Source organism: Actinophytocola sp. (genome assembly GCF_009379765.1).
Taxonomy (GTDB): Bacteria; Actinomycetota; Actinomycetes; order Mycobacteriales; family Pseudonocardiaceae; genus Actinophytocola.
In genome coordinates this window covers 18,650-32,407 of record NZ_WHTD01000092.1, presented here as the reverse complement: position 1 = coordinate 32,407, position 13,758 = coordinate 18,650, and the positions used below count along the sequence as shown (strand labels likewise).

Here is a 13,758-nt window from a genome sequence, read left to right as displayed (position 1 = left end):
TCGCGGCGACCGTGATCGGCTTCAGCGGCGGCGTGCTCTCCCGGCGGCTGAAGATCCCGCCGCTGGTGGTGGCGGTGTCCGGGATGGTGCCGCTGCTGCCCGGCCTGACGACGTACCGGGCGCTGTTCGAGCTGGCCGTCGAGCGGTCCCTCGCCGGTCTCCCGACGCTCATGGTGGCCGCGTCGGTGGCGTTGGCCCTGGCGGCGGGCGTGGTGCTCGGCGAGTACCTGGCGCAGCCGGTCCGCTACGGCCTCGGCCGGCTCGAGCGCCGCTTCTCCGGACCGCGGATGGCCGGGCCGCTCCGGCCGACCCGGCGCAGGCTGGAGTAAGAGGTCAGTCAGGCGAGGGAGGGGAGGTTGCCCGTCGAGCCGACCGGCCGGCCGGGCCGAAGATCCTTGGCCAGCGCGCACACCGCGAGCAGGCGGACGCTGACCCAGTCGGCGTGTAACCACCCGATCGGATCGGCCGGCACCCGCAGCGGCCGGTCACTCTCCCGCAGGTGGTCGAGCACGCCCTGGGCGTAGCCGGCCAGCAGCACCGAGCCGGCCACCACCACCGCGCCCGACTCCACGCCGACGGTCAGGATGTCGCGCACCGCGGCCGTGTGCTGGTCGACCACGGCGCCGAGGCCCGGGATCGCGGCCGCGGCGATCAGCCCGGCCGCGCCGACCTGCTCGTGCAGCCGGTCCAGCACCCGTCGGGCCGACCTCTCCAGACGGCGAACGCCCACCACATCACCCACCAACGCGTCGAGAAACCACCCGCCTGTCCAGTGTCCCCCGCGGCCGCCCCCGAGAGCCTGTGGTCCGCACCACACGGCACCGTCCGGGCCCGTCCGGGTACCGCCTCGCCGAATCGCCTGCCGGAAGCGGCCCGAGGTGCGAACATGCCGCCATGGCGGACACCGACGAGCTCGCGGACCTGCGGGCCACCCTCAAGCGACTCGAGCGACAGCGGGCCCAGGCGGCCGACCAGGCACGGCGGCGTCAGGAGCTGCTGGTCGCCCGGCTCCTGGTGATGGTCGCGACGGTCGCGCTGTTCCTGTCCTTCTCGATGACCTGGTATGCCGACATCGAGATCGGCGAGGAGAGCGTCGACTCGGCGAGCGGCTGGCTGTACCTCTCCAAGGCCACGGCCGACGGCAGCGTCGGGACGTTCGTCGGCTTGTACGGCTGGGTCGTGGTGCTCGCGGCGCTCGCGGCCGGGCTCGGGGTGTTCTCGGCCGTCCAGCGGTGGCTGGCCGTCACGCTGACCACGCTGCTCAGCCTCCTCGCCGCCGGCTTCCTGCTGCTCAACCTGGTGGCCACCGGCGCCGACACCGTCGAGCAGCTGGCGGGGGCCTGGTGCGCCGCGTTCGTGATGGCCGGATGCGCCGTGGCCTGGGGGAACCTGGTGCGCCCGCTGCGCGACCTCGCCACCGACGAGCTCGGCGGAAAATATCGAGGATGATGTCGAGGGCCGGCCGGCGGGTCCGACTTCCTCGTGATCCGGCCCCGCTGGGGGCCGCCGAAAAGATGCGGAGCACCACGATGAAGTTCCTGTTGATCATGCAGGTGAACCCGGCCGCCATGGACGCGCTCACCGACGCCGAGCGCAACTCGATCATGGACGGGCACGGCGAGTTCATGAAGGTCACCCAGGAGTCCGGCGAGTTCATCGCCACCCAGGCGCTCGCCGACCCGGCCAACAGCGTCACCGTCCGCGGCACCGGCGACGTCCCCGCGGTCACCGACGGCCCGTTCCTCGAGGCCAAGGAGTTCATGGGCGGCTACTACCTCGTCGACGTCGAGTCCGCGGAGCGTGCGGTCGAGCTCGCGAAGCTGATCCCGGACACCAGGTTCAACGGCTTCGCCATCGAGATCCGGGCGGTGATGTTCGAAGCCGGCTTCGACATGTGATGACGGGCTCCGAGACGGTCGAGGACCTGCTGCGCGGCCTGGCGCCGCGGGTCCTCGGCATGCTCGTGCGCCGGCACGGCCAGTTCGACGCCTGCGAGGACGCGGTCCAGGAGGCGTTGCTGGCAGCGGCCTTGCGGTGGCCCACCGAGGGCGCGCCCCGCGAGCCCGCCGGCTGGCTGGTCACCGTGGCCGGGCGGCGGCTCACCGACCAGTGGCGCAGCGAGTCCGCCCGCCGCAGGCGGGAGACCACGCTCGCGGCCCAGCAGCCCTACCACGAGCTGATCACCCCGGATCCGGCCGACGAGCCGGGCGGCGAGATCGACGACACGCTGACGCTGCTCTTCCTCTGCTGCCACCCGGAGGTGTCGGCGCCATCGCAGCTCGCGCTCACCCTGCGTGCGGTCGGCGGCCTCACCACCGAGCAGATCGCGCGCGCGTTCCTGGTTCCCGAGACCACGATGGGCCAGCGGATCAGCCGGGCCAAGCAGAAGATCAAGGAGGCGGGCGCCACCTTCTCGATGCCCGAGGGGCCGGAGCGCACCGAACGGCTCGCGGTCGTGCTGCACGTCCTCTACCTGATCTTCAACGAGGGCTACACCGCCACGTCCGGCCCCGACCTGCAGCGCGTCGAGCTCACCGCGGAGGCCATCCGGCTGACCCGCGAGGCGCACCGGATCCTGCCCGAGGACGGCGAGACCGCGGGCCTCCTCGCGCTCATGCTCCTCACCGACTCCCGCCGGGCCACCCGCAGCACCGCCGACGGCGCGATGGTGCCGCTCGCCGAGCAGGACCGCGGCCGGTGGGACGCGGACCTGGTCAAGGAGGGCACCGAGCTGATCGAGCGCACGATGGCCACCGCCGCGCTCGGCCCCTACCAGCTGCAGGCCGCCATCGCCGCCGTGCACGCCGAGGCGGTGAGCACCGAGGCGACCGACTGGCGGCAGGTCCTCGTGCTGTACGGGATCCTCGACCGGATGGCGCCGAACCCGATGGTCACGCTCAACCGGGCCGTCGCCGCCGCGCAGGTGCACGGCCCGCGCGCCGGCCTCGACCTGCTCGACTCGCTCGCGCACGACAAGCGGGTCGCCGGCCACCACCGGCTCGACGCGGTCCGCGCGCACCTGCTGGAGCTCGCCGGCGACCTCGACGCGGCCCGCGAGCACTACCAGCGCGCCGCGAAGCGCACGGTCAGCCGGCCGGAGCGGCGGTACCTGGAGGGCAAGGCGGCCGCGCTGAGGTACGTGCCTCCCGCCGAGTCATAGCGGCGGCGTCAGCGCACCCCGCCGAACCTGTGCGGGACGGGCGAACAAGATGGGGGACTTCCCTGAGGCGTGCGGCGTCGCGCCGGCCGTAACGTCCGGGCCGGGCCTCGGCGACGGCCTCTGGCGGCCGGCGCTCACGGGGGGAACGTCGGGTACTCGTTCGGGTAGCGGGGGTCGACGATCATCGGGCAGATAGCCTCGTGGCGTACGAGTTAGGGGGATTGTCATGGGGCTGAAGTCGAGAATTGTCGGGCTGGTGACGCGCCGGTATCTGGCGCGTGCGCAGCGCAAGGGGTTCGACCTGTCGAAGATGGCGCTGCTGCCGGACGGGGCCCTGATGCCGCTCCGGCGGACCGGCCTGGATCCGGTTCCCGAGCTGGGTGAGGTCCGGTCCCGGGAGCCGGCCAGCAAGATCAATATCCCGTTCGGCGTCAACGTGTGGCTCGTCAGCGGGTACGAGGAGGCCAAGAAGGTCCTCGGCGGCGTGAAGGGCTACAGCAACGACTTCGCGAACCTGGTCGGCGAGCACGGCGCGTCGGAGAGCCACAGCCCTGGTGGGCTCGGCTTCGCGGACCCGCCGGAGCACACCCGGCTGCGCAAGCTGCTGACGCCGGAGTTCACCATGCGCCGCCTGTCCCGGCTCACGCCCGGGATCAAGGCGATCATCGAGCAGCGCCTGGACGCGATGGCTGCCGTCGACGGTCCGGTCGACCTGGTGGAGGAGTTCGCGCTGCCGATCCCGTCGCTGGTGATCTGCGAGCTGCTCGGCGTGCCGTACGAGGAGCGTGGCGAGTTCCAGCGCCACTCGATGGCGCGGTTCGACCTGTTCGCCGGCGCGACCGCGTCGCTCGGCGCGATCTCCGAGTCGCTGGAGTACCTGCTCGGCGTCGTGCGGAAGCAGCGTGAGCAACCGGGCGACGGCCTGCTCGGGATGATCATCAAGGAGCACGGCGACCAGGTCGGCGACCTGGAGCTGGCCGGCCTCGCCGACGGCGTGCTCACCGGCGGGTTCGAGACGACCGCGAGCATGCTGGCCCTGGGCGCGCTGGTGCTGCTGCAGGACCGCGACTCGTTCAAGCTCGTCCACGACGACGACGCCGCGGTGCACGACTTCGTCGAGGAGCTGCTCCGGTACCTGACCGTGGTGCAGGTGGCGTTCCCGCGCTTCGCCCGCGAGGACACGGAGATCGCCGGCACGCGGATCGCCAAGGGTGACGTCGTGCTCGTGTCCCTCTCGGGCGCGGACCGCGACCCGGTGCTGGGCCCGGACATGGAGCGGGTCGACCCGACCCGGGCCGCCACCTCACACCTGGCGTTCGGGTACGGGGTGCACCGGTGCATCGGCGCCGAGCTGGCCCGCATGGAGCTGCGGGCCGCCTACCCGGCGCTGGTGCGGCGCTTTCCGTCGATGCGGCTCGCGGACGAGGAGCTCAACTACCGCAAGGTCTCCATCGTCTACGGGGTCGAGCGCCTGCCGGTGCTCGTCGACTGACCCGCCGACCCGCCGACGCCGTGCCGGGCTACTCCGGCACGGCGTTCGCGTAGAGGGCCTGCAAGGCCGCGCCGAGGTCGGGGGTGACCGTGGCCTGGATCCCGTCGGGGATGGTGCCTGAGTCCGGTGGCACCAACGCCTTGGTGAACCCCAGCCGCGCCGCCTCGGCCAGCCGCGTCTTCACCCCGGAGACCCGCCGCACCTCGCCCGCCAGGCCGACCTCGCCGAGCACCACGAGGTCGGGTGGCAGCGGGATGTCCCGCGCCGCCGATGCGACCGCGAGCACGAGCGCGAGATCGGCGGCCGGCTCGGAGATGCGCATGCCGCCGACGGTGGCGGTGAACACGTCGTACTCCGACAGCCGGATCCGCCCCCGCCGCTCCAACACCGCCAACGCCATCGCCACGCGGGCCGAGTCCAGCCCGCTGACGGCTCGGCGCGGCGAAGGCAGCGCGGACTTCGACACCAGCGCCTGCACCTCCCCCAACAGCGGCCGTTTCCCTTCCACCGCAACGGTGACGGCCGTGCCGGCCACGCCCGTCTCGCGGCGGTTGAGGAACAGGCCGGACGGGTCGGGCACGCCCAGGATGCCGTCCTCGACCAGCTCGAAGCAGCCGACCTCGTCCGCCGGACCGAAGCGGTTCTTCACCCCGCGCACCATCCGCAGCGACGAGTGCCGGTCGCCCTCGAAGTGGAGCACGACGTCCACGAGATGCTCCAGCACCCGCGGGCCGGCGATCGCGCCGTCCTTGGTCACGTGGCCCACCAGCACCACCGGCAGGCCGCGTTCCTTCGCGAGCGCGACCAACGCCGCCGTGACCGCACGCACCTGGGTGACCCCGCCGGGCGTGCCGTCGATCTCCGGGGAGCCCAGGGTCTGGACCGAGTCGACGACCAGCAGGCCCGGCTTCACCGCGTCGACGTGCCCGAAGACCGCCGAGATGTCGCTCTCGGCCGCCAGGTACATCGACTCGTGGACGTTGCCCGTCCGCTCGGCCCGCAGGCGAACCTGGCCGGCCGACTCCTCGCCCGTCACGTAGAGCGAAGGCGCGGCCGCACCGTCGCGGGCCGCCCAGCGGAACGCGACCTCGAGCAGCAGGGTGGACTTGCCCACCCCCGGCTCACCGGCCAGCAGCACCACCGCGCCCGGTACGAGGCCGCCACCCAACACCCGGTCGAACTCCGAGACGCCGGTCCGGCGCGCCCGCGCGGCCTCGACGTCGACCTCGGCGATCGGCCGGGCCGGCGAGCTGGGCACGCCGGCCGCGATCTTGGAAAGCACTGCCCTGGTGGGCACCCCGATCTCTTCCAACGTGCCCCAGGCCTGGCATTCCTGGCATCGGCCGAACCACTTGGCGGACTCGTTCCCACACTCGGCGCAGCGGTACCCGGGCTTGCTCGATCGCGTGTTCTTGGCCACGGGAAGAACCTAGAGCGGGCCACCGACAGTTCGGGGAGGCCCGCCCGGGGCGGGTCCCAGTGGCTGTCTCAGTCGCTCTCGTCCTCTTCGCCGGTCGGGTCGGGACGGGCGGTGGCCGGCGAGGCGATCGGCAGCTGGAGGGTGATCGAGCCCGCGTTGGCGAACACGAACGTGACCGGGACGTTCTTGCCGATCGGCAGGTCCGCGACGAGGTCGGTGAGGACGATGCTCATCGTGCCCAGCTGCGCCGGCGCCTCACTGGTCGGCGTGGCCGTGGTCTCCGGCGCCGAGGAACCCGACGGCGTCTCCTCGCCCGACGTCCCGGTCGCCGAGCCCGGCTCGCCGGACGAGGTGCCCGGGGCGGAGGACTCGGCGCTCTCCGTCGTGGTGGCCACCGGCGCGGACGACTCCTCCACCGGCTCCTCCGGGACGATCACCTGCAGCCTCGTGCGCCCGGGAACCGTGGTGTCGCCGAGCAGCTCGACCGAGCCGGCCGCCGGGCTCGACACCGACATCAGCTCGTCGTCGGCGGCACCGGTGTTGACGATGGTGAGCACGAGCGGCGCCTGGTCACCCTTGCCGTAGGCACCCGACTCCGGGTAGGCGATCATGACGTCGCGCAGCGCGATGTCGCCGAGGTCGGCCTTGTTGCCGTTCACCGCGGGCGCGACCGAGTCCGTCTGGGTGACCTGCCCGGCGCTGCACCCGGCGATGCCGAGCAATGCGACGAAGCCAACGGCCACCGCCGGCACGATCTTGCGCAGAGGGCTCACCATTGGGTTCCTTCCTCGGGCAGGCCAACTCACGCCGAAGGGTAGCGGGACGGACAGACGCCTCGATCGAGTGGTCTGCCTGGCGCGCCAATCGAGTTCGCGATTCCGCGTCCACTGTGCTCCGAGCACCCGCGGTCGCGACGAGCGGCGGACCGTCGGTGGACGGGCGGTGGACGGGCGGCGGCCTCGACCGGAATTACGACACGAATCCTCCAGCACGCCCCGAGCGGATTTGTCAACCCCGAGGCCCCTGGTCACGTACCCGCTGACCTGCGGTTACGGATCGTGGGTCCGATACACGCCCACCTCGGCACGTGTTAAGATGAAGTCAGCGAAAGGGGCAGAGGACACATGGTTTTCAAGGTCGGAGAGACCGTCGTCTACCCGCACCACGGTGCCGCACTCATCGAAGCAATCGAGACCCGCGTGATAAAGGGCGAGGAAAAGAAGTACCTCGTCCTCAAGGTCGCGCAGGGTGACCTCACCGTACGAGTTCCCGCGGACAACGCCGAGATCGTCGGTGTTCGGGATGTCGTCGGTCAAGAGGGACTCAACCGCGTCTTCGATGTCTTGCGTGCTCCTCACACCGAGGAGCCGACCAACTGGTCCCGGCGGTACAAGGCCAACCTCGAGAAGCTCGCCTCCGGCGACGTGAACAAGGTAGCCGAAGTGGTGCGCGACCTCTGGCGGCGCGAGAAGGATCGCGGATTGTCCGCCGGCGAGAAGCGCATGCTCGCAAAGGCCAGGCAGATCCTCGTCAGCGAGTTGGCGCTGGCCGAGGGCACGGATGAGGGCAAGGCCGAGGTAATCCTCGACGAGGTCCTCGCCACGGCGTCTGTCTAGCCGGCCCTGAGCAACAACAGAATCGACGCGGAAGCCGTCGCGCTCGTCCCCGCCGCGGGGCGGGGCGAGCGTCTCGGTGACCGCGACCCCAAGGCTCTCGTTCGGGTCCGCGGGATACCGCTCGTCGTACACGCCGTACGCGGCCTGCTCAACGCGGGCTGTGTGCGGCGCGTCGTCGTTGCGGCACCGCTGTCGCATGTGGACGCGACGCGCGCGGTGCTCGCCGACGCGGGCACCGGCGCGCTGGTCGTGCCCGGCGGCGCCGACCGTACCGACTCGGTGCGGCTGGCGCTGCGTGCCGCGCTGGACGAGTCACACGACATCCAGATCGTGCTCGTGCACGACGCCGCGCGGGCGTTCACGCCGCCGGAGATGATCCGCGCCGTCGTCGCCGCGGTGGCCGCCGGCGCGCCCGCGGTCGTGCCGGTGTTGCCGGTCGCGGACACGGTCAAGCGGGTCGACGCGGGCGAGTTCGTCACCGGGACGGTCAGTCGCACGGACCTGCGGGCCGCGCAGACGCCGCAGGGCTTCACCCTCGACGTGCTGTGCCGCGCCTGCGAGGCCGCGGCGGCCGGCGCCGGGCTCACCGACCGGGTAGGCGTGCCGATCTCGACCGTGCCCGGACATCCGGCCGCGATGAAGGTCACCACGCCGTTCGACCTCGCCGTCGCCGAGGCGCTCCTCGGGGCCGAGACGTGATCCCCAGGGTCGGCATCGGCACCGACGTCCACCCGGTCGAGACCGGCCGGGAGTGCTGGATCGCCGGGCTGCGCTGGGACGGCGTCGACGGCTGCGCCGGGCACTCGGACGGCGACGCCGCCGCGCACGCCCTGTGCGACGCGCTGCTGTCCGCGGCCGGGCTCGGCGACCTGGGCGCGGTGTTCGGCACCGGCGACCCGAGCTGGTCGGGCGCGCACGGCGTCGAGCTGCTGGCCGAGGTGCGCTCCCGCGTCGAGGCGGCCGGCTACCTGCTGGGCAACGCCGCGGTCCAGGTCATCGGCAACGCACCCAAGATCGGCACGCGGCGCGCGGAGGCCGAGCGGGTGCTCTCGGCCGCGCTCGGCGGACCGGTCTCGGTGTCCGGTACCACCACCGACGGGCTGGGTCTCACCGGCCGCGGCGAGGGCGTCGCGGCGGTCGCGACCGCGTGTCTGGTTCCCCGCGACTAGTCTTTCAGTCCTCACCAGCGGTCCCATCAGAAAGAGAGAACCGTGAGCGAGCTTGCGAGCGAACCGATGTCACGGGGTCACCGCGAGCGGCCGCACCGAGCCTGCGAGGGGCTGTCGTGAGTCTGCACCTGTTCGACAGCGCGAGCCGGAGCGTGCGGGAGTTCCATCCCGTGCGGCACGGAACGGCGTCGATCTACGTGTGTGGGCCCACGCCGCAGGGACCGCCGCACATCGGGCACATGAGGGGCGCGCTGAACTACGACGTGCTGCGCCGGTGGCTCACCCACCAGGGTTCCGCGGTCACGCTCGTGCGCAACGTCACGGACATCGACGACAAGATCCTCACCAAGGCGGCCGCGAACGACCGTGAGTGGTGGGAGTGGTCGGCCCTCTACGAGCGCGAGTTCGACTCGGCCTACGCGACGCTCGGCGTACTGCCCGCGTCGATCGCGCCGCGGGCCACCGGGCATGTCACCCAGATGATCGACATGATCCAGCAGCTCGTCGACGGCGGCCACGCCTACGCGGCGGCCGGCGACGTGTACTTCGCGGTGCGCTCCTACGCCGACTACGGCGCGCTGTCCGGTCAGAAGCTCGACGAGGTCCAGCAGGGCGAGTCGGCCGCAGCGGGCAAGCGCGACCCGCGTGACTTCACGCTGTGGAAGGGCGCCCGCGCCGGTGAGCCGTCGTGGCCGACGCCGTGGGGGCCCGGGCGGCCGGGCTGGCACCTGGAGTGCTCGGCGATGGCGCTCGCCTACCTCGGCGGCGAGTTCGACGTCCACGGCGGCGGGCTCGACCTCGTGTTCCCGCACCACGAGAACGAGCTGGCGCAGTCCCGCGCGGCCGGCTACGGGTTCGCGCGGTACTGGATGCACAACGGGATCGTGGGCATGGCCGGCGAGAAGATGTCGAAGTCGCTCAGCAACGTCGTGTCGATCCCGGAGATGGTGCGCAAGGTGCGCGCGCAGGAGCTGCGGTACTACCTCGTGGCGCCGCACTACCGGTCGACCATCGAGTACTCGCTGCCGGCGCTCGAGGAGTCCGTGCGCGCCTATCAGCGGATCGAGTCGTTCGTGCAGAAGGTGGCCGCGCGCACCGGGTCGGTCGAGCCCGGCGCCGTCGGTCCCGAGTTCACCGCGGCCATGGACGACGACCTGGGCACGCCCGCGGCACTCGCCGCCGTGCACACCACCGTGCGGGCCGGCTTCACCGCGATGGACGCCGCCGACGACGCGGGCGCCCGATCGTCGGCCGCGACGGTCCGCGCCCAGCTGGACGTGCTGGGCCTCGACCCGCCCGACTGGGCCTCTTCGTCCACAGTGGACAATTCGGCCGCAGCGGCGCTCGAGGCGCTGGTCGGCGAGCTGCTCGAGGAACGCCAGCAGGCGCGCAAGGCGCGGGACTTCTCCGCCGCCGACTCGATCCGGGACAGGCTGCTGGCCGCCGGCATCACTATCGAGGACACCCCCGATGGTCCACAGTGGACATTTAAGGACAGCTGACGTGGCTGGAAACTCCAAACGCCGGGGCGCGATCCGCAAGACCGGCACGAAGAAGGGGGCGGTCGTCGGCTCCGGCGGCCAGCGGGCCAAGAGCCTGGAGGGCAAGGGCCCGACGCCGCGCGCGACCATGCGGCCCGGTCATCCGGCCCAGCGCCGCGCCACCGCGCAGGCGAACGCCGCGCAGCGCCGGTCGAAGGACAAGCCGACCGCGGAGCTCGTCGCCGGGCGCAACCCCGTGGTGGAGTGCCTGCGCGCGGACGTGCCGGCCACCGCCCTGTACGTGCAGGTGGGCATCGACGCGGACGATCGGGTGAGCGAGGCCGTGCGGCTGGCGGCCGACCGCGGGATCTCCGTGCTCGAGGTGGCGAAGCCCGAGCTCGACCGGCTCACCGGCGGGGCGCTGCACCAGGGGCTGTCGCTGCAGATGCCGCCGTTCGAGTACGCGCACCCGGACGACCTCCTGGACGCGGCCGCGGAGTCGCCGGAGCCGCCGCTGCTGGTGGCCCTCGACGGGGTGACCGACCCGCGGAACCTGGGCGCGGTGATCCGCTCGGCGGCCGCGTTCGGCGCGAACGGGGTGCTGCTGCCGCAGCGGCGCAGCGCGGGTGTGACGGCGGTGGCGTGGCGGACGTCGGCCGGCACCGCGGCGAAGCTGCCGGTGGCCCTGGCGACCAACCTCACCCGGACCCTGCGTACCTACGCCGAGGCGGGGATGATGATCGTCGGTCTGGACGCGGACGGTTCGGTCACCGTCGACGGCCTGTCGCTGGCGACGTCGCCGCTGGTCGTGGTGGTCGGCTCGGAGGGCCGGGGCCTGTCCCGCCTGGTCCGCGAGGCCTGCGACGAGACGGTGTCGATCCCGATGGCGGCCGGGGTGGAGTCGCTGAACGCCTCGGTGGCGGCCGGGGTGGTACTGGCCGAGGTGGCCCGCCGCCGCAGGATCGCCGGCCGCACCTGATCACGCGGGCCCGAGCAACCGCTCGAGCCGGTCGAGGGAGCGGGTCGACTCCCTACGGACCCCGATCGGGACGATCGCCGGGCGGCGTGGCACGCGCACACCCCCGGTGAGCGCCACCCGGGTGCCCCCGGCGGGCTCCGGCGCGGCGGCCATCGCGATGACGAGGAACCGGCTCTGCAGCCAGCACCAGCCCGGCCGGTGCACGCCGACGAGCCTGGCGCGGAGCCCGCGGCGGCTCACCGCGCGCAGCACAACCCGGTCGCCGGCCCGCTCGGCGACCTCGACGTCGCGCATGTCGGGCTGGATCCGGGTGAAGCCGTCCTCGAAGTCGGTCAGCATCGCCCACACCGTGGCGAACTCGGCCGGGACGACGCGCTCGGTCACCGCGGCGCCGCGCACGCCGGCCGCGGCCGCGCGCAGGCGCTGTACCGGGTCGAGGCCCGTGGTCGGCCATTGCGTCGGAGACTGTGCGGTCATGAGGTCCACGCTTTCTTGAACGCTGCCCGTGCCCGGTGCAGCCTGGACTTGACGGTTCCGGTGGGCACGGAGAGCACCTCGGCGGCGCTCTCCTCGTCCAGACCGTGCAGATCCCGCAGGACGAGCACGGCCCGGTGCCGCGGGCTGAGCCGGCGGAGCACGTCGCGGATGTCGCTGGCCAGCAACGGTCCCCCGGCTCGGGCACGGCGGCCAGCCGCGCGGCGTCGACGGGGGTGGTCCGCTCGGTCCGCTGCGCGTAGCGCACCGCCTCGCGGACCGCGATCGTGCGCACCCAGCCGTACAACGCCCGCGGGTGCTCCAGGTCGGGCAGCCGCCGCAGGACGATCATCAAGGTGTCCTGGGCGGCGTCCGCGCCCGCGTCGAGGGCGACGGATCCGCAGATCCGCCCGACGTACGGGTCCAGCAGGTCGATCAGTTCCCCGATCGCCAGGGTGTCCCCGCGTTGCGCCGCGCGGACCAGGTCCGCGGCCCGGTCGACCGGCAGCTCACTGGTCACCCAGGAAGCCTTCCATCAGCGCGGACACCGGCTCCGGGCAGTCGAGGGTCAGCGCGTGCCCGCAACCGTCGAGGACGTGGACCGTCGCGTCGGGCAGCCGGGCGCCGAACACCGCGGCGTCATCCACCGGCAGCACCGTGTCCTGCCGCCCCCACAGCACGAGGGTCGGCTGCCGGATGACCGGGAGCGCCCGTTCGACAGGGGCCCAGTCCAACCCGGCTTCGAGCTCGTACATCGAGCGCACGTTGTCGGGGAAGGTGTTCGTGGCGTAGAAGCTCTCGACGAGGCCAGGGGTCAGCGCGTCCTGGTGCACGAACAGGTCGCGCAACGCGGACTCCTGGGTGGCCCGGCTCATCGCGCCCAGCTGGGCGAGGGTCCGCCCGACCAGCGGCAGCTTGAGCAGCTCCCAACCGAGCGGATCCGGGCGGTGCAGACCGGACGGCGCGAGCAGCAGCAGCCGCGAGACTCGTTCGGGGTGGCGCTGGGCGAAGGCGAGCGCCCAGCCGCCGCTCCACGAGTTCCCTGCCAATGCCGCCCGGTCGACGTGGACGGCGTCCAGGAACGTGCCGACGGCCGTGGTCATCCCGTCGAGGTCGAACACGAAGTCACGGTCGTGCAGCCGCGTGAAGCCCTGGCCGGGAAGGTCGACGGCGTACACCGTGTGCGTGGCCGAGAGCGCCCGGATCTCCGGCATCCAGGCAGCGACCCACGACGCGCCGGGGGACAGCAGCACGACCGGCGGGCCCTGCCCCTCGCGGACGAAGTGGAACCGGGCCAGCGGGGTGTCGACGTACCGCGACGCAGTCCCGACGAGCTGGCGATCCGGGGGGTAGCCGTCCTCGGCCCCGGGCGCCAGGCCGTACGAGCCGAACAGCAAGGCCGCGACCAGGACCACGGGCATCCCGAGAGCGGCCGCCCGATCGACCGGCCGGCGCCGTTCGGCGGGCCGCAGGAGGCGGAGCCCGGCGGCGGCCAGCGCGAGGCACAGCGGGGTGTAGACGAGCACGTTGGTCCAGTAGAACGCGCCGGGGACGTGGCCTGTGGCCGGAACCGCCCAGACCAGGCCGAGCAGACCGCGGAGCAGCACGCCGGCGGTGACCACCGCGGCGCCGGCCTGCCAGAGCGCGCCGAACCGGTGCCGGCGACCCAGCAGCGCCCGGGCCAGCACCACCCCGGCGCCGGCGCCGAGCAGCAGGGCGAGCGGAATCAGTGTGCCGGGCCGGAAGTCGACGCCGAAGCCGAGGACCGCGAGCGACAGGGAGTACTCGTCCGCCGCCGGCCAGCCGGCCCCGGTCGACCAGCACAGGTGGAAACAGGCGTCCACCAGCAGTACAGCCGCGAACGCGATCCCGAGCCCGCGCTCGGTCGACGTCGTCCGCGACACGGGGTCAGCCGCGCGAGCAGAAATCTCCCGCGGCGACGCAACGTTCGTCATGCCCCCAAGAGG

Annotated in this window: 16 protein-coding genes; 10 read left to right on the top strand and 6 right to left on the bottom strand. The window is 72.8% G+C overall.

The window, feature by feature from the left end:
* Nucleotides 1-329, top strand: a 329-nt coding sequence (locus tag GEV28_RS25620; RefSeq protein ID WP_291414775.1) for a threonine/serine exporter family protein, incomplete at its 5' end; no start/stop codon positions are given.
* Between the two features lie 8 nt (nt 330-337).
* On the opposite strand, the gene GEV28_RS25615 is transcribed toward GEV28_RS25620, so the two are convergent.
* Nucleotides 338-730, bottom strand: a complete 393-nt coding sequence (locus tag GEV28_RS25615; RefSeq protein WP_291414774.1) for a DUF6401 family natural product biosynthesis protein — start codon at nt 728-730, stop codon at nt 338-340.
* 164 nt (nt 731-894) lie between these two features.
* Here GEV28_RS25615 and GEV28_RS25610 point away from each other — a divergent pair, with 164 nt between their 5' ends.
* The 4 genes from GEV28_RS25610 to GEV28_RS25595 all read left to right on the top strand — a co-directional run bounded on the left by GEV28_RS25610 (nt 895) and on the right by GEV28_RS25595 (nt 4,652).
* A complete protein-coding gene (locus GEV28_RS25610) occupies nt 895-1,449 on the top strand; it encodes a hypothetical protein (protein ID WP_291414773.1) in 555 nt (184 codons plus the stop codon).
* 80 nt (nt 1,450-1,529) lie between these two features.
* Complete coding sequence (locus GEV28_RS25605; protein WP_291414772.1) at nt 1,530-1,898, top strand: YciI family protein; 369 nt, start codon at nt 1,530-1,532, stop codon at nt 1,896-1,898.
* Nucleotides 1,898-3,160, top strand: a complete 1,263-nt coding sequence (locus GEV28_RS25600; RefSeq protein ID WP_291414771.1) for a DUF6596 domain-containing protein — start codon at nt 1,898-1,900, stop codon at nt 3,158-3,160. The genes GEV28_RS25605 and GEV28_RS25600 overlap by 1 nt, the downstream gene beginning before the upstream one ends.
* Nucleotides 3,161-3,386: 226 nt before the next feature.
* Entirely contained in the window at nt 3,387-4,652 is a 1,266-nt protein-coding gene (locus GEV28_RS25595; RefSeq protein WP_291414770.1) for a cytochrome P450, read from the top strand.
* Between the two features lie 28 nt (nt 4,653-4,680).
* Here the strand turns inward: GEV28_RS25595 and radA are convergent, their stop codons facing one another.
* Together radA and GEV28_RS25585 are read right to left on the bottom strand one after the other, a co-directional pair.
* A complete protein-coding gene (gene radA, locus GEV28_RS25590; protein WP_291414769.1) occupies nt 4,681-6,072 on the bottom strand; it encodes a DNA repair protein RadA in 1,392 nt (463 codons plus the stop codon).
* Between the two features lie 68 nt (nt 6,073-6,140).
* The gene (locus GEV28_RS25585; protein ID WP_291414768.1) at nt 6,141-6,848 is read right to left on the bottom strand and encodes a hypothetical protein; all 708 of its coding nucleotides are present in this window, start codon (nt 6,846-6,848) and stop codon (nt 6,141-6,143) included.
* Between the two features lie 348 nt (nt 6,849-7,196).
* Here GEV28_RS25585 and GEV28_RS25580 point away from each other — a divergent pair, with 348 nt between their 5' ends.
* From GEV28_RS25580 to rlmB, 5 genes are all read left to right on the top strand, one after another.
* Nucleotides 7,197-7,688, top strand: a complete 492-nt coding sequence (locus GEV28_RS25580; protein ID WP_075129788.1) for a CarD family transcriptional regulator — start codon at nt 7,197-7,199, stop codon at nt 7,686-7,688.
* A 21-nt stretch (nt 7,689-7,709) separates the two neighbouring features.
* Nucleotides 7,710-8,387 carry a 2-C-methyl-D-erythritol 4-phosphate cytidylyltransferase gene (locus GEV28_RS25575; protein ID WP_291414776.1) on the top strand — a complete coding sequence of 226 codons (678 nt, stop codon included), beginning with the start codon at nt 7,710-7,712 and terminating at the stop codon, nt 8,385-8,387.
* Nucleotides 8,384-8,857: a 2-C-methyl-D-erythritol 2,4-cyclodiphosphate synthase gene (gene ispF / locus GEV28_RS25570; RefSeq protein ID WP_291414767.1), complete on the top strand. Its 474-nt coding sequence runs from the start codon at nt 8,384-8,386 to the stop codon at nt 8,855-8,857. The genes GEV28_RS25575 and ispF overlap by 4 nt, the downstream gene beginning before the upstream one ends.
* A gap of 116 nt (nt 8,858-8,973) precedes the next feature.
* Nucleotides 8,974-10,359, top strand: coding sequence for a cysteine--tRNA ligase (cysS, locus tag GEV28_RS25565; protein WP_291414766.1), 1,386 nt, complete (start codon nt 8,974-8,976; stop codon nt 10,357-10,359).
* Between the two features lies 1 nt (nt 10,360).
* On the top strand, nt 10,361-11,317 hold the full coding sequence (gene rlmB / locus GEV28_RS25560; RefSeq protein WP_291414765.1) for a 23S rRNA (guanosine(2251)-2'-O)-methyltransferase RlmB: 957 nt from the start codon (nt 10,361-10,363) through the stop codon (nt 11,315-11,317).
* Here rlmB and GEV28_RS25555 read toward each other — a convergent pair whose 3' ends face one another.
* The 3 genes from GEV28_RS25555 to GEV28_RS25545 all read right to left on the bottom strand — a co-directional run bounded on the left by GEV28_RS25555 (nt 11,318) and on the right by GEV28_RS25545 (nt 13,746).
* A complete protein-coding gene (locus tag GEV28_RS25555; RefSeq protein WP_291414764.1) occupies nt 11,318-11,794 on the bottom strand; it encodes an SRPBCC family protein in 477 nt (158 codons plus the stop codon).
* A complete protein-coding gene (locus GEV28_RS25550) occupies nt 11,791-11,979 on the bottom strand; it encodes a sigma factor-like helix-turn-helix DNA-binding protein (protein ID WP_291414763.1) in 189 nt (62 codons plus the stop codon). Before GEV28_RS25550 ends, GEV28_RS25555 begins: the two co-directional genes overlap by 4 nt.
* A 321-nt stretch (nt 11,980-12,300) precedes the next feature.
* Nucleotides 12,301-13,746: an alpha/beta fold hydrolase gene (locus tag GEV28_RS25545; RefSeq protein WP_291414762.1), complete on the bottom strand. Its 1,446-nt coding sequence runs from the start codon at nt 13,744-13,746 to the stop codon at nt 12,301-12,303.
* Nucleotides 13,747-13,758: the final 12 nt, after the last annotated feature.